Source organism: Halonotius roseus, assembly GCF_006861655.1.
GTDB classification, from domain to species: Archaea; Halobacteriota; Halobacteria; order Halobacteriales; family Haloferacaceae; genus Halonotius; species Halonotius roseus.
The window spans coordinates 424649-444786 of record NZ_SESI01000001.1 but is presented as its reverse complement, the minus strand read 5'-3'; the positions used below and the strand labels follow the sequence as shown (position 1 = coordinate 444786).

The window sequence follows — 20138 nt, the reverse complement described above, 5'->3', positions numbered from 1 at the left end:
TTAGAGTTCAAGCATCCGGTTGAGGGCGACGCCCGCGAGTTCCTTCTCCTCGGGGGCGACCTCGATGACGTTGTGCTCGCGGCCCGCTGCGAGTTCTTCGAGCACCCAGGTTAGGTAGTTGGGGTCGATCTGTCGCATCGCGTCACAGTCCATACACGCGTCGCCACAGAGCGGCACGACGTTCACGTCGTCATGCCAGCGGTCGAGGTGTTTGGCGAGGTGGATCTCGGTGCCAATGGCCCACGTCTCGCCAGGGTCGGCCTCCTCGACGACTTCGGTGATCGTCGCCGTGCTGCCGACCACGTCGGCGGCTTCGACGACTTCGCGGCGACACTCGGGGTGGACGACAACGTTGGCGTCGGGGTGTCGCTCGCGCACATCGGTGATGTGTTCGGCGGTGAATCGCTCGTGAACCTGGCAGTAGCCGTCCCAGAGGACGATTTCGGCGTCTTCGAGTTCGTCGGCATCCTTCGCTTCGGGATCCCACGGGTTCCACTCGGCGATGGAATCCTCCATGCCGAGGTGGTGGGCCGTGTTCTCGCCGAGGTGTTTGTCCGGGAGGAAGAGCACCTTGTCGCCGCGCTCGAAGGCCCACTCGAAGGCCTTGTGGGCATTCGATGAGGTACAGACGAGACCACCCTGTTCGGCGCAGAAGGCCTTCAGGTCGGCGTAGGAGTTCATGTAGGTGATCGGGATGATCTCGCTGTCGGGGTCGGCGGCGGTGATCTGCTCCCAGGCGGCGTCGACCTGGAGGGCTTCGGCCATCCCGGCCATCGGACAGGAGGCTTCCATACAGGGGAGGATGACCGTCTGGTCGTCGTCGGTGATGATGTCGGCGGATTCAGCCATGAACGTCACCCCGCCGAAGATGACGTACTCGGCGTCAGCCTCTGCGGCGTGCTTGCTCAGCGCGTAGGAATCGCCGATGAAGTCGGCGTGTTCGACGATCTCGCGTCGCTGGTAGTTGTGGCCGAGGATGACTACGTCGTCTCCGAGTTTCTCAAGAGCGGCTTCGATCCGTCGGTCGCGTTCGGCCTCGGTCAGCTCGCGGTGGCTCGCCGGGAGCTGTTCGAGATTGTCGTACTTAAAAAGGCTCAGCTCCGTGTCGAACGTCGCTGTTTCCATGTTGGCCATAGCGTCGGATCCTTCAGGTGCTCATATTTATGATATCTGTATTGAAGAGGTTTTCTATTCAATAACTCACTTCGGGTGTAGATATTCGCATAACCTCGGCGTCGGCGAGTTCGTGTCCACGAAACAGGCGATCGTCACACGAGCATTCGGCACGCTGTCACATGGGGCGGCCGAAGCGCAACTGTTTTGATACCAACCCGGCTACGATCGGATGCATTCAGGCGAATGCAGTCTGCTCTGGTGGTGTAGTCCGGCCAATCATATCACCCTCTCACGGTGATGACCAGGGTTCAAATCCCTGCCGGAGCATTTTACGAACGTAGTGAGTAAACCCAACAGTCGGATTTGAAGCAGCGAGCGACCGCAGGGAAGCGAGTGAGGTTCAAATCCCTGCCGGAGCATTTCTTCTGTTGTCTCATCCTCTCGGTGAACCCTCAGTCCGACACGAACGTCTTGACAACGCTCTTCGGGTTGCGTCTGGACATGATATCTCGACAATCAGAACGCTTAGGTGGGTTTCGGGCGATAATCAGGTAACTACACGCGGTACGCTACACAACCGCAGAGCCGACCGGGCAGTCAACACACGGGCACCGAGCATCCGTTCACGCGAGTGCTCACGACACAGCAGTCGGAGCGATTCACACCAGACAGACACATGAGCCACCCAGTAATCTCCCGCATCGCGGAGCAGACCGGCGCAACACCGGTTGCAACAGATCATCTCTTCGGCGACATCAGACAGGTTAGCTTCGATGCCGACACGGAGTATGCGGCCATCGTTGCGGCGGCCGCGACCGTTGATGCCGAGACCAGCGATGTCATGGTCTGGGGCTGTGGGCGGTCGATCGATGGCTGTCCACGCGTTGCGATCCAACGGTTCGAATCCACCGATCCATCCGACGACGACGGGTATGATCGTGACCGGGAACACAGTATCCTCAACGCACAGGGCACAGCGACGCGTGGGTCAGTCACGGCGCGACCAGGCCAGTCACCCAATACAACCGTCCAAAAGTAGTCCCCTCACCGCTCGGCGTGTTTTCGCGTGTAGTCTGCTGGATCACTGACCCGCGTGTATTCGACGGCCTCTTCGAGATGATCAGTTGCTGTTTTGTGTGTGATCTGCTCTCGGATGTGGTCGGCTCGCTGCAGTGCCGGGGAGTCGAAATCGGCCGTTTTGATGACGGCTTCCAACCGATCGATAATAACGGGCTCATCGTAGCTGACGAGCTGTGAGACCGCGATATTGGCTGTTTTCGTGTCATCATCGCCGATCGCTTCGATCAACGCGGTGAGGCTGTCGGTGTGTTCGGTTGGCTCGATCAGCTCTCCGAGCAGCCAGATCCCATTGCGGCGGCGTTGCTGGGAGTCGGTCGCAACGACCGGCCGGAGTTTGGGAACCACGTCCTGGGCCGAACACCGCTGCAGATGTGTTCCAACCGTCATCCGGACGGTATGACTGTCGTCGGCCGGGGCGTTGACCAGCAGATCGACGATCGATCGAACCGCTGTTTCCTGCAGCTCAGCCACATCGCTGGTGAGCGCCCACAGCAGCAGTCCAAAGACGCGCAGCGAGCCAACGGTGCCGATCTCCTCGATGATCGCGTGTTGTACCGGCGGCTCCGCCGTTTTCGCCAGCGGCATAACCGCGGTCAGTGCATCGTCGGTGCCGATCTGAATGAGGCAGCTGACCGCGGCTATCCGAACCTCAACCTCGTCGCTGTCGAGACACTTGACGGCGGCGTCAACGCAGCGTGGATCACCCAGCCGACCACACTCCGTGAGTGCCCGAATCTGAACGCGTGGATCGTGATCGGCGCAGGCCGCGGCGAGCTTCGATACGATCTGGTCGCCGCCAACGCGTCCTAACCCGGCGACAGCGACGAGCCGGAGCTCAGCGTGGTCACTCTCAAGCCACTCGCCGTACACCAGCGGCGATGGAGTCGTCGGTGTCGCCGCATCCGGGGATTCGATCTTTGTAACCAGGGTCTCTACCGCCTCCGCATCGAGCGCACGGAGCGCTTTGATGATCGTCGCCCGGACAGTGTCATCGGATTCGGTGATTGCGGCGGTGTACAGCTGTGCTGTCAGCTCGTCGGTATCGCCCTCCCGGATCGAGTCAGCTGACTGTGCCAGGATGTGTGCTGCCTCCTGTCGAACCGCAAGCTGTTCGTTGCTTCCGAGGTATGTTGCCAATCGCACAAACTGCCCGCTGCTCGCGATCGAGTGGAGAAACCCGGTTTCGGTGGGCCGGCGATCGGGCGACATCGGTATTATATAACACAAATACCGCTGGTCACCTATATTTTGTTCTATAATTGTTATCTGTTACAGGATTATACTGCCGTAAGTCACAGACAATTGCCACATTTTTGTTGATTGATAAACACGTGTCTCCGATGGATGCCGTTTCAGACGCGCCCCGGCAGTTGAGTGGCTGCCGTCGACGATAGTGGCTGTCGGCGGCGCAGGCTGTCAGCCGGCCGTTGCTGTCGCTCGCCCCGTCTCCTCGGTCTCGTCGCCTGTTTGGGGCAGAAACTCATCCAGTGCCTCGATGAACGCTGCGTCGTCGTCGATCTCTTCACGGTCGATTTCGCGGGATGGAAGCCACCACTTCGCGCGTTCGATCTGGATCTCCTCGTCGGTGACGCGGTAGCTGCCAAGATCGTCCCACGGCGTAATCGAGCTGTCGACCCGCAGCCCCTCGTCGGTGACAGCGAGTTCGTGGCCGTCGTTGTCGAACAAAAACAACAGCGACGACAACCCGGTCAGCGAGGTGAATAGGGTGGAACTCCCGTCGAAACCGTCGAACGCCAGGATCGATACCGCAACACCGACGCCGATGAGACCCAGCCCGGCGGCGGCCGCCACTTTGATCGATCGACCCAGACCACTTTCGCCATCATCGTCGCCGATCGTAACGACCGCGTGTTCAGTCGCCCGTGCTCGCAGCCGGCGGTTCCGAATCCCGGCCGCCGCGAGCAGGACAGCGATCCCGGGAACGAGGGCGAGCAGGCCGGCGATCGTCACCACGGCTTCCGCCTCGGCGTCGGCAACGATCATATAGGGGATGTACGCCAACGGGGGGAGGGTCAGCGCGGCGGCTGCCGGCAGCGACGCCACCCGATCCAGGAGGTCGTCGACGGTGGTCGACGCCAGCGCGGTCGCCCCCGCGATAGCGAGGCCGGCGGCGAGAATCGCGCCGAGTGACGCCGATCTGACGGCAACCCAGTCGGTAACAGCGAGTGTTGGGAGCAACAGCGTTGCGACGTAGACGCCGAGGAGGGCTTCGATGAGGCGGCGACCGTCCATATCCGCACGTGACAGTATCGAGACGCATATACTGCATGATCATCCCGTCGCTGTGAGCCGCAGTCGACCAGCGATTTTCCCGTATATATGAGAGTCATCCTAAAATATAAGAGAACAAGTAGTGTATTTGGCGTATGAGTGAGACTGGCCTTCCCGCCTGGGACGAAGATCTGACCGCGAGAGAGCGGGTGCGGGAGATCGCCACCACGCTCACCGAACCCCGATCGGTCGAGTGGGTTCGAGAGCAGGCCGGTGTGTCTGCGTGGCAGACCGCCAAAGACGAGTTGGCAATGCTGGTCGAGTTCGGGCAACTGCGGGCCATCGAGGGCGACGACGGCCACACGAAGTACGCCCCGAACTACCAACAGCGGTATTTCGAGGAGCTTGCCGCGCTGATAAACGATCACACGCGGGCGGAACTCCGCGATGAGATCGCCACGATCCAAGAGCGGATCGACGACTGGAAAGCCGAGTTCGGCGTCAGCGATCAGCACGAACTCGAAGCGTCGCTGGCGGACGACCAGAACGCCGAAGCGATCCGCGAGCGAAACCGCGTGCTTCGCCGCTGGGAGCGGGCGGCCGACAACCAACGGCTGCTCCGGCAGGCCCTCCAGCTGTACGACGACGCGCGGTCGATCACCCCCGAGCAGCTCGGTGGCCCCACCCAGCCCGGCGACGGGTCGGCGTCGGTCTCGGAGTAGCCGATGCTGTTTCTCGCCAACCGCGCCAACCTCGACAGTCGGCGGCTGTTGACGCGGATTCACAATCGCCTGCAAACACAGGTCGACAGCGAAACGGCCCCTATCGAACAGGTGTGGTATCACACCGCCGCCGGCAACAAGATCGGCGTCCGAGCGACGGTCGATCCGGTACGGTTTCTGGATCAGGAGTACCCCTGCAGCGAGGCCGAACTACAGGTTTCATTTGATTTTCCCCGTGATCTCGACTACGACTGCTACCGGATTCAGTGGGTCGAACGCGAGCGTGATCTCATGGTTGGCTGGCATCAAGATGAGGCCCACATGGATCTCGGCCCGTGTCATTTCCAACTCGATTACGACGGCGCGACCGTCCAGCGCGCCGCGACGACGTATCTGGATTCCCACCCACTGAACGTGTTCGATACCCGGATCGATGACCTTGTTTCGGTGCTCAATACGCTCGAATGGACTGACGGAACGCCGACCGTTGCCGACGATGTACTGGGATGAAGAGATCGGAGAAACCGAGACCCCGTAGCGGCTGGCCTACTCAAAGCGGAACGTCGGCCCGTCGTCGCTGTCCTGTACCTCAACCCCGAGGTCGGCCAACGAATCCCGGAGCTCGTCGGCGCGCTCGTAGTTGCCGGCCTCGCGGTCGGCCTCCCGAACGTCCAGCAGTAACTCCACCAGGTCGCCGGCGAGGCCAACATCGCCGTCGGTTTCGGTTCCGAACTGGAGGCCGAAGACCTCGCCTCCGAGCGATTCGAACGTCTCGATGGCGCGTTTGAGGCCGTGATAGTCGTAGGCGGTGTGGCTGTCGGGGATCGTATATGGCCCCACTGAATCTCCGTCAATAAACTGATCGTCGTATGATGTGTGATCGTCGAGATGGCGGTTGACCGCCTTCGTCAGCGAGCGGAGCGCGGCCATCGCCTCCCGAACGTTGAAGTCGTCGTTCATCGCCGCCGTGAACGCCTCGTGGGTGTCGTCGACCGCCGCCCGCAGCTCGCTGTCCTCGGTTTTCGCGGTCGAGTCAACGGAATCGCAGGCGTCGACGGCGGCGTCGTAGCTTCGCTGGAGTCGCTCCCACCGCTCCTCGGCTTCGGCCATCGCTTCCTTGGAGAAGGTTTGTTTCGAGCCGTACTCCGTCGAGAGGTAGAACGTGCGGATGACGTTGGGGCCGTACTCGTCGAGGGCTGCCTCGACGGTGAAGAAGTTCCCGAGACTGGAGCTCATCTTTTCGTCATCTGTCTCAAGCAGCCCGGTGTGGAGCCAGTAGTTCGCAAACCGCTGGCCGGTAGCAGCCTCGCTTTGGGCGATCTCGTTTTCGTGATGCGGGAAGACGAGATCGTGGCCGCCGATGTGGATGTCGATGGTGTCGGCGAGATGCGTCATCGACATCGCCGAGCACTCGATATGCCAGCCGGGGCGGCCCTCGCCCCACGGCGACTCCCACGTCTGGCCGGTCGGTGGATCGTCGCCGTGGTCGTGTTTGGCGTGTTCGGCGATGGCGTCGGGCGCGACGCCGCCGGCCTTCCAGAGGGCGAAATCCGCGGCGTTGCGTTTTTCGCCCCGTTCGTCGGGCTCGCCTTGGGCCTCGAGGTCGTCGATCTGCTGGTTCGAGAGCACCCCGTAGTCGTTGAAGCTGGTCACGTCGAAATACACCGAGCCGTTGGCCTCGTAGGCGTGGCCCGCGTCGATCAGCGTCTCCACGAGGTCGATGATCTCGGGGATGTGCTCGGAGACGCGGGGGTAGACCGTCGCGCGTGCGAGGTTCAGCCCGCGCATATACTCGATGACCTGCGAGATGTAGTGCCGTGCCACGTCGGCTTCGGTCTCCCACTCGGGGCGTTCGCCGACTCGGGCAGCGATTTTCTCGTTGACGTCGGTAAAGTTCTCGACGTGTCGCACGTCGTAGCCTGCGTAGTCGAGCCAGCGGGTGATCACGTCGGCGTGCGTCCAGAGCCGCGCGTGGCCGAGATGGGGATCGTCCGAGACGGTCAGCCCACAGACGTACACCAGGACTTCCTCGCCGGTCGGCTCGAATTCCTCACGCTCGTCTGTCAGGGAGTTCGTCACGGACAGAGCCATCGTTGTCGGTGGTGATACCGGCGGGCGTTTGAAGCCGTCGAATTTTTGCGCTGTCGGCTACGCCGCCGCCTCGACGAGCCGAAGGGCTGTCGCCCCGGATCGACGCGGCACGAGCACGACTAACGCGTCGTCGGCGACGCCGGCCGCATGCACCTCGATCTCGTCGATGCGAAGCCGATCCACCACCGTCGCCAACAGCTCGCTGTCGACATCGCCGGTCGCATGGATCGCCGTCAACGACGGTGATTCGTCGGCGACATTCGAGGTTGGCTCTGTGTCCCCGTCGCCGCCGAAGCCGGCACCGTCGACAGCGAGTAGCGTGTCGGTGTCGACACGGCCGATGCCGCTTTCCATGCGAACGGTCAGCGAGCGGTCACCCTCCTCACCCGCCCCGCTGACACCATCGGCGTCGGCCTCCTCGGCCGACAGCGAGTCGCCGAACCGACGCAGCGCGGTGGCGATCGCTTCGGTGTCGCCGTCGATATCGAGGCTCTTGGCGGCGGCAGTGTAGTTGACGATGCCCGCCCGGAGTCCATCATAGAGAACGGGTCGCCGACGGACGGCCTCGCGTGTTTCGGCGGCAAGTGACATACCAGAGGCGTGTCGCCGATGCTAATGATGATTTCGCCGTCGGTCGCTGTTCGTCGCTCGGCGTGCTCGCATAGCAACGAGTCGATGGTGGCAAACCGGCGCAAAAACCACCGATTGCTCGGTGTCTCGGCAACGACGATGGCGATCACCCGAAGTCCATAAGCCATCGACGCCCGAAGCACCGCGTATGCAATCGCTGGTCATCGTCGCACACGGCTCTCATCTCAACCCCGATTCGGCGACGCCAACACACACCCACGCCGACACGATCCGGGCAACCGGCGCGTTCGACGAGGTGCGAACCGGCTTCTGGAAGGAAGAGCCCTCGCTCCGTGAGGTGCTTCGCACGGCACGGGGCGACGACATCTACGTCGTTCCGCTGTTCATCAGTGAGGGCTATTTCACAGAGCGGGTCATCCCACGGGAACTCCGGTTAGAGGGTTGGGATCCGGAGCTGTGGGGCTCTGATGGGATCTCGGCCGATACTGCCACGCTGGTCGCCAGCGACATCGACACCGAGGTTCACTACTGCGGCCCCGTCGGCACCCACGAGGCGATGACGGACGTACTGGTTCGTCGCGCGGAATCGGTCACCGGTGATCCGTCAGTCGGCGACGGCTTTGGATTCGCTGTCGTCGGTCACGGCACCGAGCGCAACGAAAACAGCGCGAAAGCGATCGAATATCACACCGAACGCATCCGGGAGACCGGTCGCTTCGACGAGGTCAAAGCCCTGTTTATGGACGAGGAGCCGGAGGTCGACGATGTTGCCGACCACTTCGACAGCGAGGATATCATCGTCGTCCCGCTGTTTATCGCCGACGGCTTCCACACCCAGGAGGATATCCCCGAGGACATGGGGCTCACTGACGACTACCGAGACGGATACGACGTGCCGAGCGAGGTCGACGGCCACCGGATCTGGTACGGCGGCGCGGTCGGCACCGAGGAGCTGACCGCCGATGTGATTCTTGAGCGCGCTGCCGACGCCGGCGCGGATATCGGTGATGCGATCGCACGGGTGCGCCAGCGAACCAAACCGACGACACAGGCGGCGGGCGATTAGATGTCTGTTGCTGAGCCCACGCTTTCGGAGACGCAACTGGCGGCGTTTCGAGAGCAGCTTGCGTCCGACCCCATCGAGTACGACGGGCTGGCCGCCGAGTACGACGCCGACGAGGACAGCTACCATATCGAGACCCCCACCCGACAGACCACGCTCACCGCCGACGAACTCAGCACGGTCGACGCCGAGCAGGCAGCCTACATTTCGAACTGGTATTTCTACACCCAGGAGGTCGGGGGTGAGGTCACCCAAGCATTCTGCCGGTGGCTTGAACTGGCTGACGACCGCGCGGTTCCGGATCGCTACGACGCTCTCAACTCTGGGATCGATCGCGAGTGGGGCCAACTCAGAGTTACCACGACACTGGCCGACGACGGGGCTCGTCGCTACGAGATCCGCCATGTCGACGACAGCGACGCCGACGCTGACGCGCTGACAACGCACACCGATCCGTTCGACGCCCGCGATATCGGGACGCTCGATGCAAAGGGTCGCTACCGCCCGCTTCGCACCGCGCCCTCGCTCGACTCCGGCTGGATCTTTTCGGAACTGACCGCAAACGAGGTGTACGACGCTGTCGAGGCGTTTTATCCGGCAACGGTCGTCAACTGGCACCGCGAACAGCGCGGCGAGCTGGATATCGATCACTGGCGGGACGAACAGGATCGCCAGAGCGGGATCTACAATCTGATCACCGTGCTGCCGGACGAGGCCGTTGAGTGGGCGGCTGCGGCCTGTTGTGATGATTCTCAGTGCCTCAAACGGCGCGAATGGGAGCTTTCGGAAGACGAGCCGCTGGATGCCGATGGCGGCGACGGCGTCTTTCCCTGTCGGGAGCCGTGTTCGATGGTCGTCGCCGCGGGCCGTGAGTGGGCCAAACTCGAACGCGATGAGACCCAAACCTACGAGTTCGAGCTCACACCGAGCGAGAAGGAACAGATCGAGGAAATCATTGATGCGGTCGCTGACGACGAGATCGACGAGATCCGAGAGGCCGATATCGGGAACGGAGCCAACCGGTGGCGGGCACGGTATCTCCGCGAAAAACGGTTCGACGATGACGGACACCTCTCGGGAACGCCGACCCATCCGGACGGCCATGATGACGACGGAAACGACGGCGATGACGGCGACGACGGCGAATAAGAGATTAGGCGCGCACAGCGAGGCCGACGGCGACGACGACGCCGAGTAAGACGACAACCGCGCCGGCGATGACGACCCCGCTTTCCAGTGTGGCGGCGATAGCGACCGCCAGCAACACCGCGATCAGCCCAAAGGCAACCAGGAGCCCGGCTCCGCTGTCGGCGAGACGCGCGCCGATCTGTTCGGCTGTGGTCGGTTCCGCGGGCGGATCCCGTTGGGGTTTCGCCAGCGACTCGTCGACGGTGACGCGTTTTGGGTCTTCTTCCGGCGGCTGGATCGTGACCGTCGTGTAGGCGACCTCGGATCCGTAGCCGGTGGCGATCTTGAGCCGACCGGTGACCGCCGTGGTTCGTGGGTTGATCCCGACCCCGACCGGGCGTGAGCCGTTGGGCTCAACGTAGTGGTTGTTGGCACGGATGTCGGCGACCGTTGACAGCGTCTCATCGAGGTTGAGATGGACATGCACGGCCTCGCCGTCGTTGTCCAACACCACATCAAAGGGCTCGCTCGTCTCGAAGGCCGCGGGCGCGGCGACCGAGTGGAGGCCGTCCTCGTTGAGCGACACTGTCAGTTGCGACACGGTTGGGGATCGACCCCACAGACCAAAAAGCTACAGGTGCCGGCCGTTAGGCTGCGGCTTCGTCCCGCATGTCCGGCGGCAGCAGGTTCGGGATGCCGTCTTCGATAGGGTAGGCCTCACCGCACTCCGTACAGGTGAGCTCTCCCTCGATGATCTCCTCGTCGTCTTTCGTTTCGACCGTCAGTTCCAGGTCGTGTTTGTCCACCGGACAACAGAGGATGTCCATGAGCGACTCCTTCATTATCGCTTGGTGGGGCCGGAATCGACAAAAGCCTACGGGTTCACCCCCAGCTATCCCAGCCGATCGGCCGGTCACCGGTCGCTGTAGGCCTTCAACACGAGGTCGATCCGGTTGGCGAGGACATCCATCTCGCCGGTCGCGTGGTCGCCCTTGTAGACAAACTCGGTGACGCCGGCCCGGATCGCATCGCTGGCGATCGGTTCAAGCTCTCGGCCCGTGAGAATGATGATCGGGATCTCCGGCTCGCTCCGGCCGTTGATCGAGGCGGCGAGCTTGACCCCGTTTGTCTCCGGCAGTTCGTAGTTTGTGACGATACATTCGATGTCGTCGTACTCCGTGAGTGCTGCGCGAACGTCATCGGCCGTATCGACGGTCGTCACGTAGAAGTCATGAACTTCCTCCAGCGTCTCGGCGACCCGCGTCGCCATGAACTCGCTGTCTTCGACGAGGAGCACATGCGGTGCTGCCATTGCTATCGACTCTGGTTGCTACTGATTAATAATTGTATGTTTATCGTATTCGTTCCGTGACAGCACAAGCGACCGCATCCGCCGGCCCGCCACCGCACGCCGTGTCTTTTTGTAACTTCGCCATCACAAAATCGGATCTCGCTTTTCGGGATCCGGGTCTCCGAACTCAGTCGTAGGGGTATCGCTTGATTTCGCCGCAGTCACAGCTGATGGCGACGTGGCCGTCCTGTAATCTGACGCGTGCGTTGACACCGGGCCGGAGGGCGACCGCACACCGCGGGCAGGTGAAGCGTTTGAACGCCCGCGGCAGGCCACAGCGGTTCCGCTCGGCGATCCGGCGGGCCAGCCGAACGTACTCCCGGGAGCGATCGAACTCGCCGTCGGCGGTCGCCTGCTTGGCGAGGGCGAACAGTCGCTCGATGCGCTCGGCGGCGATACTCACTGTGTGTTTCTCGCGGCCGAGCGAATGTTAGGTGTTGCGACCCGACTGCGGCGGGGTGCTGTCGAAAAAGCGGATACTGGGTCGGGACACCCGGCTCAGTCTTCGAGTGCGTCGGCGATCCGGCGAAGCTCGCGGTTGGCGTCCCGAACCTCATCGCGGAGCTGGCGGATCTCCCGGACGAGCTGTTCGTTGTCGTTCGACGACTCTTCGCCGCCACCCATCCCCGGCGGGCCGCCGCCCATGCCGCCCGGGCCGCCACCGCCGCCCATCATCCCGCTCATCATCTGGGCGAATGGGTTGCCGCCACCGCCGCCACCCATCCCGCCGGGCGCGCCACCGCCACCCATCATCTCCTCGGGGCTCGGGCGACCCTCGCCCTCCTCGCGTTCCTGCTCGCGTTTCTCGCGGATCTCTTCGACGCGCTCGCGGAAGGATTTCTCCTCGCCGTCGCTCTCGCCCTCGGCGGGCTCGTCGGCTGCCTCCGATTCCTCGGCGTCCGGCGTGGATTCCTCGTCGTCTGTCATGGCTCCGCGTTCGACCGGGGGACGGAAAACGGTTGTTGGTTCGGGCTAGACGGATTTGATTTTGGGAGTTTGCTTGTCGAAGTTGTGAATGTAACCGCCCAGAAAGCCCTCGGCTCTCTCGACTCCCGCGACTCGCTGCGCTCCTCACTCGCGTTGCTCGTTCCTGTGGTGCTTGCGTCGCCGGGGTTCGCCGAGAGCGTCTCGCCCTTTCAGTCCGCCAGGAAAGTAGATGATCCGCAAGCGAAACTGCCCCGGATGCTGGGGTTATGCTGAGTAGTAGTATTCGCCGTCGCGTTTCTGTTGGCTGTCCTTCTGGCTGCCCGGTTTGTTGATCCGGGGCCGACCTGTTCCTTCGTCGCGGCGGAACGTGATATCGAGGTCGGCCAGAAAGTCGTTCATGCCGGCGCGCATCTCCTGTGGCTCGGTGGCGTGGCCGTGTTTGGCCGGCTCGCCGTCGAAGACCATCAGCCGGTCGGCCAGCAGATCGATCATGTAGATGTCGTGGTCGATAACGAGCGCGGTCGCGTCGTGGTTCTCGGCATACCGGCGGATCGCGGAGGTGGCCTGCACGCGCTGTTCCACGTCGAGGTGGGCGGATGGCTCGTCGAGCACGTAGAGATCGGCGGGTTCCGAGAGGCAGGCCGCGATGGCGACGCGCTGGCGTTCCCCGCCCGAGAGATCGGTGAGCTGCTGTTCCATGATCGGATCGAGCTGGAGCGGCTGGGCGATCTCAGTGTTCCAGTAGGAGGTGCCGAACTCGTCGGTGATCGACGAGAGGAAGCTGTCGACGCGCATGGGTTGGTCGATCTCGATATACTGCGGCTTGTAGGAGATATCGAGATTGAAATCAAGCTCGCCGTCGTCGGGATCGATGTTGCCGGCAAACAGCTTGGCGAGCGTCGATTTCCCGATCCCGTTGGGGCCGACGACGCCGAGTACCTCGCCCTCGTAGATCATGCCGGCATCGACATCGAGTGAGAACTCGCCGTCGCCGTAGGATTTCGAGATTTCGGGGTATTCGACCAGCGGCGTCCCGCGGCTCGTCTCCCGGGGTGCGTGTTCCTCGAAGGTGATCGACTCCGGCCGGATGCGCATGTTTTCGTTGTTGAGATACCCTTCAAGATACTCGTTGATCCCGTTGCGGACGGATTTCGGATCGGTCATCACGCCGAAAACGCCGGGTTCACCGTAGGCGACGTGCAGCGTGTCCGCAAGGAGGTCGAGAATCGCCAGATCGTGTTCGACGACGAGCATCGACCGATCGGCCTCGGGGTCGTCGGCAAGCTCGCGGATGAGCCGGGCGACGACCATTCGCTGGCCGATGTCGAGATACGGCGTGATCTCATCGAGGAAGTAGAAGTCGGCGTCGCGTGCCAGCGTCGCCGCGATGGCGACCCGCTGGAGTTCGCCGCCACTGATCGAGTCGATCGACTGATCCATGATCGGCTGAATTGAGAGCCGTTCGACCAGTTCGTCAAGCACGCCGCGCTCGTCAGTTTGTTCCAACAGCTCGCGGGTGTTGCCATCGAACTGCTTGGGGATCTGATCGACGTACTGCGGTTTGCGGGCGACGGTGATATCGTCGTCCATCAGCTGCGTGATGTAATTCTGGAGCTCGGAGCCGCGGTAGCGATCGAGGACGGCCTCCCAGTTGGCGTCGTCGTCGAACTCGCCGAGGTTGGGGACGAGTTCGCCGGCCAACGCCTTGACCGCGGTCGATTTCCCGATCCCGTTGGGTCCGAGGATGCCGGTGACGTTTCCGGGCGAGGGAACCGGGAGCCCATAGAGCGCGAAGGCGTTGTCGCCGTAGCGGTGGGTCGGTTCGTCGTCGAGCTCTTGGGGGAGGTTGATGATCTCGATGGCGTCGAAGGGACATTTCTCGACACAGATGCCGCATGTTTCGCCGAGACAGAGCTCCTCGGAGATGCTGATCTGGTCGGGGTCGCCCTCATAGCGGTCGTCGTCCGCGAACCGCTCCTCGCGGGTGACGATACACTCCTCGCCCGTCCGGTTCGGCGGGCAGAAGTTGGCACACTCGTAGTTACAGCGATCGGGCTGGCAGCGATCGAGGTCGACGACCGCGATGCTGTCGTCGGCCATCTACGCTCCCACCGCCGACGTGAGCAGCACCGTGTAGGTGATAAACCAGAGACAGAACGTCATAAACGCGATATAGAGGTTGTCCTTAATCCCGAACTCGCTGATGTCGACGCCGACGACCTTGAGAATCGGGAACTGGATAAGGATCGCCGTCGCCACGAGGAGTGCCTGCCCTGAGCCGACCGCGGCGGCGGCCGTGGTGCCGAAGATCGTCGCCGATCCCAGCGCGGCCCCCAGCCCGGCCAGACAGGCGACCGTCGTGACCGTCACCCCCCGCATGTGATCGGAGAGCCCGGCCGTTGTGTCAGTTGCCATACTCACCGTTCTGAGAGCCGTCATCAAAAGGAGTTCGCTTGGCCGTGAGCACCGGCATCGGCGACAGTGGTGCTTTCAGCTCAGGAATCAGGCTCTTCGACCGCCTCGTCGTCGACGCGGTCAAGATACCGCGAGAGGAACTCCGTTTCCGAGAGGCCGTCGTCCTCGATATCGACCAAGAGGGATTCAAGCCCCGACCGCGGCTGATGGGAGAGCTCCCGAAAACAGTCCTTACAGACGTGTTCGAACTCCTTGTCGTGTCGCTCCCAGCGGTCGCCGGTTTTGTCGTACTCGCGGGCGGCCGACCGCGGGACTGACTCCCCGCAGGCGATACAGACGACCGTCGTATCACCACCGTCGGAGCCCAGCATACCAGCCTCCTACAACTGCGACCCACTTAGCGTTTGTTTCAGCCCACAAAGATATCCGTTGGCTGGTGCCCCACGAGTCTATCGACCGCGGGTATCCCCTTCGCCCACGACACGTCGACCCACGGAGCGGGCGCGTTAAGTCGGTCGAACCCCTGCCGATGGTATGTACTGTGCTGTCGCTGAGTCGACCCATTCTCGCCGCTACCGGGTGATTCGCACACGATGAGCCGCGATGTCATCGAAGTCCGCGGCGCGGAGGAACACAACCTGAAGGAGATCGATGTCGAGATCCCCCGCGAGGAGCTCACCGTCGTTACCGGATTGTCGGGGTCGGGCAAATCCTCGCTCGCCTTCGACACGGTCTACGCCGAGGGCCAGCGACGCTACATCGAGTCGCTGTCGGCCTATGCTCGCAACTTCCTCGGCCAGATGGACAAACCGAAAGTCGAAGCCGTTGAGGGGTTGTCGCCGGCGATCTCGATCGATCAGAAGAACGCCGCCAACAACCCCCGCTCGACGGTCGGCACCGTCACCGAACTCCACGACTATCTCCGCTTGCTCTACGCCCGTACCGGCACCCAGTACGACCCGATCACCGGCGAGGAGGTCGGCGAGCAGAGCCCACAGGAGATGGTGCGACAACTGCTGGAATTCCCTGAGGGCACACGCGCAAAGATCGCCGCGCCGATCGTCCGCGATCAGAAGGGGGCTTTCGAGGATCGATTTGAGACGCTCGTCAGCGATGGCTACTCGCGCGTCGAGGTCGACGGCGAGGAGTACGATCTGACGATGGAGACGCCGGAGCTCGACAAAAACTACGACCACACGATCGATGTGATCGTCGACCGCGTGAAACTCGCCGCCGCCGCCCGCTCGCGGATCACCGACAGCGTCGAAACCGCATTGGAGGAGGCCGAGGGCGTGCTCAAGGTGATCATTCCCGACCCGCCCGAAGAGCCACCGATCGGGTCGAACACGCGCTCGACGGGTGATCTCGCCGGCGACGGCGACGACCGGCTGACAGTCGAGTTCTCCGAAACGTTGGGCAACCCCAACAGCGACTTCCAGTTTTCTGAGATCGAGACGCGATCCTTCTCGTTCAACAGCCCCTACGGAGCCTGCCCGGAGTGTGAGGGAATTGGGCAGGCGAAGGAGGTCGACGAGGATCTCGTGATTCAGGATCCGAGCAAACCCCTGAAACACGTCTTCGAGGCCTGGAGCTACAACCGCTCGTACTACCGTACGCGGATCGATTCGGTCGCCGAACACTTTGGCGTCAGTCTCGACACACCGTGGGAAGAGATCGACGAGGAGGTTCAGCGACAGTTCCTCTACGGCACGGATCGACAGGTCGTCTTCGAGCGGTCGACACGCAACGGCACCCGCCGGAAGGAAAAACGGTTCGAAGGCGTGATTCCGAATCTGAGTCGGCGGCACGTCGAAACCGACTCCGAGGGTACCCGCGAGCACATCGAGGAGTATATGGCCGTCACCGAGTGCCCCGAGTGTGACGGCACCCGACTCAAAGAGCAGTCTCGCCACGTCTTCGTCGATGGTACGGCGATCACCGAAGTCAACCAAATGTCGATCAGCGACGCCCGCGAGCATTTCGAGGATATGGAGGAGGATCTCTCGGCGCGAGATCGCACCATCGCTGAGGAGATTCTCAAGGAGATCCGCGCACGACTCGGCTTCATGGAGGAGGTCGGCCTCGACTACCTGACGCTCGACCGCGAGGCCTCGACGCTCTCCGGTGGCGAGAGCCAGCGCATCCGACTCGCCACACAGGTCGGCTCCGGCCTCGTCGGCGTGCTGTACGTCCTCGACGAACCGTCAATCGGCCTCCACCAGCGCGACAACGACCGCCTGCTCAACACCTTGGAGGGCTTGCGGGATCTCGGCAACACGCTGCTGATCGTCGAACACGACGAGGAGACGATGCGGCGGGCCGATACAATCCTGGATATGGGCCCTGGCCCCGGCAGACGCGGCGGCGAGATCGTCGTCCGCGGCGATTTCGACGAGGTCTGTGCGAGCGACGCGTCGCTCACGGGTGACTACCTCGCCGGTCGCAAGGAGATCCCCGTTCCCGACGACCGGCGCGGCGGTGACAGCGAACTCCGGATTCGCGGTGCGCGCCAGCACAACCTCAAGGATCTCGACGTGTCGATCCCGACCGGCGTCTTTACTGCGATTACGGGCGTCTCCGGCTCCGGTAAATCGACGCTGATGCACGAGATCCTCTACAAGGGGCTGGCCCGCGAGATGAACGACAACACCTCGGTCGATCCCGGCGACCACGACGCCATCGAGGGGATCGACGAGATCGAAACCGTCCGGCTGATCGATCAGTCGCCCATCGGCCGAACACCCAGATCGAACCCGGCGACCTACACCGATGTCTTCGACTACATCCGCGACCTCTTCGCCGAAACCAAACTCGCCAAACAGCGCGGCTACAAGAAGGGTCGATTTTCGTTCAACGTCAAGGGCGGCCGGTGTGAGGCCTGCGGCGGGCAGGGCACGGTCACAATCGAGATGAACTTCCTCTCCGATGTCAAGGTGCCCTGCGAGGAGTGCGAGGGCGCACGCTACAACGACGAGACGCTGGACGTGACCTACAAGGACAAGACCATCGCCGACGTGCTCGATATGGAGGTCGCCGAAGCCTACGACTTCTTCGAGGCCAACACGCAGATCCGCCGCCGCTTGAAGCTCCTGAAGGATGTCGGCCTCGGCTACATGTCGCTCGGTCAGCCATCGACGACGCTGTCGGGTGGCGAGGCCCAGCGCGTCAAACTCGCCGAGGAGTTAGGCAAAAAACAGACCGGCGACACGCTCTACCTCCTTGATGAGCCGACCACAGGCCTCCACAAGGAGGACGAGCGCAAACTGATCGACGTGCTCCAGCGACTCGTTGACAACGGTAACAGCGTCGTCGTCGTCGAACACGAACTCGACCTGATCAAAAACGCCGACCACATCATCGACCTCGGGCCGGAGGGCGGCGAGGGCGGCGGCAACGTTGTCGCCAGCGGCACCCCTGAATCGGTCGCCCAAACTGACGAGTCGTACACGGGACGCTATCTGCGAGATTACCTCCCCGATATCGACATCGAGGGGCCGCGTTCGGATCGACGCAAGCCCGCGAAAGTCGCCAGCGACGACTGATTGATCTGGCCTCTTTTTCGCTCGGCCGAACAGCTGAACTCCTGGCGGACTGAAAGGGCGAGACGCTCCCGACGAACCCGGACGACGCAAGCACCGCAGTGAGCGAAGCGAACGAGGAGCGCAGCGAGTCCCGGGAGTTCTGCGAGCGAAGCGAGCAGAACCTCGAAAGACGAGCGCAAGCGAGTCTTTCGGTGGTCGAGAGCGTCGAGGGCTTTCTGGGTTGTAGTTGCCGCGAGATCACAGACTACGTTTTCTCGAAAACAAACAAGCTAAACACACGCTTCCGCAAACCACACGTAATGTACGATTTCGTCGTCGTCGGCATCGGCCCCGCAGGCGCGCGGTTCGCCCGCCGGGCCGCCGAGTCAGGCTACGACGTGCTCGGCCTCGAAAAGGGCACCGTCGGCACACCCCTCGCCTGCTCGGGCCACGTCAGCACCGACATCTGGGACTATGTCCCCGACGACGCTAAAGCCGACCTCCTGCAGAACCGCGTCTACGGCGCGAACTTCTACACCGGCGGCCCCGACAGCGACGCCAATCTGTTCTACAAGACCGACGAGGTCTCGAATGTCATCGACCGCGTCGAACTCGACCGCACGCTGGCCGACTGCGCCCGCGACGCTGGCGCGGAGATCCGCGAGGGCCACACCGTCACCGGCGTCAGCGAACGCGACGACCGTGTTGTCCTCACCGTCAGCGTTGCCGACGAAGCCGACCCAATCGAGATCGAGGCGCGCATGGTCGCCGGCTGCGACGGCCCTGTCTCCCGCGTCCGCCAGGCGGTCGAACTCCCCGAACCCGAAGAAAAACTCCACGGTGTGCTCGCCTTTACCGACGAGGAGGATCACGGCGACCACGTCGATGTCCACCTCACCGTCCCGCGATTCTTCGCGTGGCGCATCCCCCGCGGCGAGGCCGGCGTCGAGTACGGGCTGGCGGCCGCGCCCGGCGAGGATGTCAACGACCGCTTCGAGATCCTGACCGAGCAGTACGATGTCGAGACCGACCGGTTCTGCTCAGGCGCAATTCCAATCGGCCCACCTGAGACGGTCACAACCGACCGCGTGTTCCTCATCGGCGACGCGGCCGCCCAGACGAAGCCGTTCACCGGTGGTGGGATTCTCTACGGGATGACCGCCGCCGACTGCGCGGCCCGGCACATCCAGCCGGATCGCCCCGACTCACTCGGGATCTACGAGTCGGCGTGGCGCGAAACTCTGTCGAGTGAAATCCGCCTCGGCCACCTCATTCGACGCGGCTACTCACTGCCGAAGCCGGTTCAGCGGTTTGGGCTTCGCGCGCTCTCTGGTGAGATCGGCGTCCACATGGATAAGCCGACCTCGGTGTTCTCGAAGCAACATCTCAAGCGCGTGTTTTCCTGATCTGGGCTTGATCACGGCCATTCGCGGCTGTCGATGGTGTTTGCGGAACTGCTTGATGGATTTTCCCAGATGATTCGGACGGTGTCGCCAGTTGAGATATCACCGTTAACATCATGGTCACCGATCTCTATTCCACCACCTGCACGTATAGAGTCCTCCCAGTCTGTCCCCTGAAAATCGGAATTAGTGCCAGAGACTGCCTTATCACCACCAATCGTGATCCGGATCGTTTCACTGTCTATCCGATCACCACTGACGTGAGTGATTGTAACGTTGTCATCGGCACTGTCGAACTCGTAGTCGAAGGCGGCTTGCGGCGGCTGCTCGGAGACTCCACTGGCGAAATCAAGCACAACGGTTCCAAGCACCGTCGCCAGAATCACCGTCAGTGCGACCATCAGAATCACGCCGATCACCGGCGAGACGCCACGATCATCGCTCGAAGACGAAGGATCGACCATCGGTATCCCGCCGTGGCTTCGGCTTCGTACTTGA

At 62.5% G+C, this 20138-nt stretch carries 21 protein-coding genes and 1 tRNA gene; 8 read left to right on the top strand and 14 right to left on the bottom strand.

Annotated features, from left to right (window positions below; genetic code table 11):
• Positions 1-1134, bottom strand: a complete 1134-nt coding sequence (gene nadA, locus EWF95_RS02455; protein WP_142442470.1) for a quinolinate synthase NadA — start codon at positions 1132-1134, stop codon at positions 1-3.
• 234 nt (positions 1135-1368) lie between these two features.
• On the opposite strand from nadA, the gene EWF95_RS02450 reads away from it, so the two are divergent.
• Positions 1369-1443: transfer RNA gene (locus tag EWF95_RS02450), tRNA-Glu, on the top strand.
• Between the two features lie 349 nt (positions 1444-1792).
• Complete coding sequence (locus EWF95_RS02445; RefSeq protein WP_142442469.1) at positions 1793-2155, top strand: hypothetical protein; 363 nt, start codon at positions 1793-1795, stop codon at positions 2153-2155.
• Positions 2156-2160: 5 nt separating this feature from the next.
• Here the strand turns inward: EWF95_RS02445 and EWF95_RS02440 are convergent, their stop codons facing one another.
• Together EWF95_RS02440 and EWF95_RS02435 are read right to left on the bottom strand one after the other, a co-directional pair.
• Positions 2161-3339, bottom strand: a complete 1179-nt coding sequence (locus EWF95_RS02440) for a HEAT repeat domain-containing protein (protein WP_185911674.1) — start codon at positions 3337-3339, stop codon at positions 2161-2163.
• A gap of 273 nt (positions 3340-3612) precedes the next feature.
• Positions 3613-4449 carry a hypothetical protein gene (locus tag EWF95_RS02435; protein ID WP_142442467.1) on the bottom strand — a complete coding sequence of 279 codons (837 nt, stop codon included), beginning with the start codon at positions 4447-4449 and terminating at the stop codon, positions 3613-3615.
• Positions 4450-4583: 134 nt separating this feature from the next.
• Here EWF95_RS02435 and EWF95_RS02430 point away from each other — a divergent pair, with 134 nt between their 5' ends.
• The gene (locus EWF95_RS02430; protein WP_142442466.1) at positions 4584-5150 is read left to right on the top strand and encodes a DUF7342 family protein; all 567 of its coding nucleotides are present in this window, start codon (positions 4584-4586) and stop codon (positions 5148-5150) included.
• Positions 5151-5153: 3 nt separating this feature from the next.
• Positions 5154-5660, top strand: coding sequence for a hypothetical protein (locus EWF95_RS02425; RefSeq protein ID WP_142442465.1), 507 nt, complete (start codon positions 5154-5156; stop codon positions 5658-5660).
• A 36-nt stretch (positions 5661-5696) separates the two neighbouring features.
• Here the strand turns inward: EWF95_RS02425 and cysS are convergent, their stop codons facing one another.
• Entirely contained in the window at positions 5697-7241 is a 1545-nt protein-coding gene (cysS, locus tag EWF95_RS02420) for a cysteine--tRNA ligase (RefSeq protein ID WP_142442464.1), read from the bottom strand.
• Positions 7242-7298: 57 nt separating this feature from the next.
• Positions 7299-7832 carry a DUF7523 family protein gene (locus tag EWF95_RS02415; protein WP_142442463.1) on the bottom strand — a complete coding sequence of 178 codons (534 nt, stop codon included), beginning with the start codon at positions 7830-7832 and terminating at the stop codon, positions 7299-7301.
• A 187-nt stretch (positions 7833-8019) separates the two neighbouring features.
• On the opposite strand from EWF95_RS02415, the gene EWF95_RS02410 reads away from it, so the two are divergent.
• Both EWF95_RS02410 and EWF95_RS02405 read left to right on the top strand, forming a co-directional pair.
• Positions 8020-8898 carry a CbiX/SirB N-terminal domain-containing protein gene (locus EWF95_RS02410; RefSeq protein WP_142442462.1) on the top strand — a complete coding sequence of 293 codons (879 nt, stop codon included), beginning with the start codon at positions 8020-8022 and terminating at the stop codon, positions 8896-8898.
• Positions 8899-10044, top strand: coding sequence for a DR2241 family protein (locus EWF95_RS02405; protein ID WP_185911673.1), 1146 nt, complete (start codon positions 8899-8901; stop codon positions 10042-10044).
• Positions 10045-10048: 4 nt separating this feature from the next.
• Here EWF95_RS02405 and EWF95_RS02400 read toward each other — a convergent pair whose 3' ends face one another.
• The 8 genes from EWF95_RS02400 to EWF95_RS02365 form a co-directional block, all read right to left on the bottom strand.
• Positions 10049-10624, bottom strand: a complete 576-nt coding sequence (locus tag EWF95_RS02400) for a DUF7524 family protein (RefSeq protein ID WP_142442461.1) — start codon at positions 10622-10624, stop codon at positions 10049-10051.
• A 46-nt stretch (positions 10625-10670) separates the two neighbouring features.
• Positions 10671-10865, bottom strand: coding sequence for a methytransferase partner Trm112 (locus EWF95_RS02395; protein WP_142442460.1), 195 nt, complete (start codon positions 10863-10865; stop codon positions 10671-10673).
• A 71-nt stretch (positions 10866-10936) separates the two neighbouring features.
• Positions 10937-11335 (bottom strand): response regulator, encoded by a 399-nt coding sequence (locus tag EWF95_RS02390; RefSeq protein WP_142442459.1) that lies wholly within the window; start codon positions 11333-11335, stop codon positions 10937-10939.
• 166 nt (positions 11336-11501) lie between these two features.
• A complete protein-coding gene (locus EWF95_RS02385) occupies positions 11502-11777 on the bottom strand; it encodes a ribonuclease P protein component 4 (protein ID WP_142442458.1) in 276 nt (91 codons plus the stop codon).
• 95 nt (positions 11778-11872) lie between these two features.
• Positions 11873-12301: a hypothetical protein gene (locus tag EWF95_RS02380; protein WP_142442457.1), complete on the bottom strand. Its 429-nt coding sequence runs from the start codon at positions 12299-12301 to the stop codon at positions 11873-11875.
• A gap of 264 nt (positions 12302-12565) precedes the next feature.
• Complete coding sequence (locus tag EWF95_RS02375; RefSeq protein ID WP_142442456.1) at positions 12566-14401, bottom strand: ribosome biogenesis/translation initiation ATPase RLI; 1836 nt, start codon at positions 14399-14401, stop codon at positions 12566-12568.
• Positions 14402-14716: an EMC6-like membrane protein gene (locus tag EWF95_RS02370; protein ID WP_142442455.1), complete on the bottom strand. Its 315-nt coding sequence runs from the start codon at positions 14714-14716 to the stop codon at positions 14402-14404.
• 80 nt (positions 14717-14796) lie between these two features.
• Positions 14797-15087: a DUF7562 family protein gene (locus EWF95_RS02365; RefSeq protein ID WP_142442454.1), complete on the bottom strand. Its 291-nt coding sequence runs from the start codon at positions 15085-15087 to the stop codon at positions 14797-14799.
• Between the two features lie 222 nt (positions 15088-15309).
• Here EWF95_RS02365 and uvrA point away from each other — a divergent pair, with 222 nt between their 5' ends.
• Positions 15310-18258 carry an excinuclease ABC subunit UvrA gene (gene uvrA / locus EWF95_RS02360; RefSeq protein ID WP_142442453.1) on the top strand — a complete coding sequence of 983 codons (2949 nt, stop codon included), beginning with the start codon at positions 15310-15312 and terminating at the stop codon, positions 18256-18258.
• A gap of 299 nt (positions 18259-18557) precedes the next feature.
• Positions 18558-19643: a geranylgeranyl reductase family protein gene (locus tag EWF95_RS02355; RefSeq protein WP_142442452.1), complete on the top strand. Its 1086-nt coding sequence runs from the start codon at positions 18558-18560 to the stop codon at positions 19641-19643.
• An 11-nt stretch (positions 19644-19654) separates the two neighbouring features.
• On the opposite strand, the gene EWF95_RS02350 is transcribed toward EWF95_RS02355, so the two are convergent.
• Positions 19655-20104 (bottom strand): type IV pilin, encoded by a 450-nt coding sequence (locus tag EWF95_RS02350; protein ID WP_142442451.1) that lies wholly within the window; start codon positions 20102-20104, stop codon positions 19655-19657.
• Positions 20105-20138: the final 34 nt, after the last annotated feature.

Excerpts from the sequence above, each read along its gene's own strand:
- nadA (WP_142442470.1), bottom strand. The coding sequence starts at position 1,134 with ATGGCCAACATGGAAACAGCGACGTTCGACACGGAGCTGAGCCTTTTT.
- EWF95_RS02445 (WP_142442469.1), top strand. The coding sequence starts at position 1,793 with ATGAGCCACCCAGTAATCTCCCGCATCGCGGAGCAGACCGGCGCAACA.
- EWF95_RS02435 (WP_142442467.1), bottom strand. The coding sequence starts at position 4,449 with ATGGACGGTCGCCGCCTCATCGAAGCCCTCCTCGGCGTCTACGTCGCA.
- EWF95_RS02430 (WP_142442466.1), top strand. The coding sequence starts at position 4,584 with ATGAGTGAGACTGGCCTTCCCGCCTGGGACGAAGATCTGACCGCGAGA.
- EWF95_RS02425 (WP_142442465.1), top strand. The coding sequence starts at position 5,154 with ATGCTGTTTCTCGCCAACCGCGCCAACCTCGACAGTCGGCGGCTGTTG.
- cysS (WP_142442464.1), bottom strand. The coding sequence starts at position 7,241 with ATGGCTCTGTCCGTGACGAACTCCCTGACAGACGAGCGTGAGGAATTC.
- EWF95_RS02415 (WP_142442463.1), bottom strand. The coding sequence starts at position 7,832 with ATGTCACTTGCCGCCGAAACACGCGAGGCCGTCCGTCGGCGACCCGTT.
- EWF95_RS02410 (WP_142442462.1), top strand. The coding sequence starts at position 8,020 with ATGCAATCGCTGGTCATCGTCGCACACGGCTCTCATCTCAACCCCGAT.
- EWF95_RS02405 (WP_185911673.1), top strand. The coding sequence starts at position 8,899 with ATGTCTGTTGCTGAGCCCACGCTTTCGGAGACGCAACTGGCGGCGTTT.
- EWF95_RS02395 (WP_142442460.1), bottom strand. The coding sequence starts at position 10,865 with ATGAAGGAGTCGCTCATGGACATCCTCTGTTGTCCGGTGGACAAACAC.
- EWF95_RS02390 (WP_142442459.1), bottom strand. The coding sequence starts at position 11,335 with ATGGCAGCACCGCATGTGCTCCTCGTCGAAGACAGCGAGTTCATGGCG.
- EWF95_RS02380 (WP_142442457.1), bottom strand. The coding sequence starts at position 12,301 with ATGACAGACGACGAGGAATCCACGCCGGACGCCGAGGAATCGGAGGCA.
- EWF95_RS02375 (WP_142442456.1), bottom strand. The coding sequence starts at position 14,401 with ATGGCCGACGACAGCATCGCGGTCGTCGACCTCGATCGCTGCCAGCCC.
- EWF95_RS02370 (WP_142442455.1), bottom strand. The coding sequence starts at position 14,716 with ATGGCAACTGACACAACGGCCGGGCTCTCCGATCACATGCGGGGGGTG.
- EWF95_RS02365 (WP_142442454.1), bottom strand. The coding sequence starts at position 15,087 with ATGCTGGGCTCCGACGGTGGTGATACGACGGTCGTCTGTATCGCCTGC.
- uvrA (WP_142442453.1), top strand. The coding sequence starts at position 15,310 with ATGAGCCGCGATGTCATCGAAGTCCGCGGCGCGGAGGAACACAACCTG.
- EWF95_RS02355 (WP_142442452.1), top strand. The coding sequence starts at position 18,558 with ATGTACGATTTCGTCGTCGTCGGCATCGGCCCCGCAGGCGCGCGGTTC.
- EWF95_RS02350 (WP_142442451.1), bottom strand. The coding sequence starts at position 20,104 with ATGGTCGATCCTTCGTCTTCGAGCGATGATCGTGGCGTCTCGCCGGTG.